The sequence below is a fragment of the Oleiphilus sp. HI0123 genome (assembly GCF_001635315.1).
In genome coordinates this window covers 1-513 of record NZ_LWGE01001013.1, presented here as the reverse complement: position 1 = coordinate 513, position 513 = coordinate 1, and the positions used below count along the sequence as shown (strand labels likewise).

The 513-nt window shown below is 40.4% G+C and carries 1 protein-coding gene; it reads right to left on the bottom strand.

From position 1 onward, the window contains the following. Positions 1–191: 191 nt before the first annotated feature. A partial coding sequence (locus A3761_RS08730; protein WP_156491761.1) for a GNAT family N-acetyltransferase occupies positions 192–513 on the bottom strand: 322 nt, incomplete at its 5' end.

The following is a 513-nucleotide window of genomic DNA, read 5'->3' as shown; positions in this document are numbered from 1 at the left end:
CACTGCTATTACTCCTCGCCGGAAAAAGGCTAAGAGACTAGCAGATTGTTAGTTAAGTCAACGCGTTAGGAGTGATTCTGGAAATATCTGATCATCAATTCTGGTATCTGATCACTGATTCTGGAAATCCAGAAAAAGTGATCGAATAAAACCAGAATCAATGGTCGAAAAGTTCCAGAAATGATGATCGGTTAAAACCAGAATGAGTGATCGGAATGGGCCAGAATATGCAATTGACCAGAGATCGGATTCCCACTCTGCCTTATAATACTAATTTCACAATAGTAACCTTGCCCAGAACTGTTAACCAACTCTTCATAAAAGGCTACCAATTCGGAATTAAGAGCGATAGCAGTGGCCGTTCCCCCACCCCCCTTCCACCCAGAAGACTCTACTCTAAGAAACTCCTGATATAAGCTTGGAAGCTTTCCTTTATCTTTTGAGGTTTCTATCTCAATATCTTGCGTAATAGCGAATTTCTTCGATGCCTTTCTAAGGTTATTTCTAAAGTTT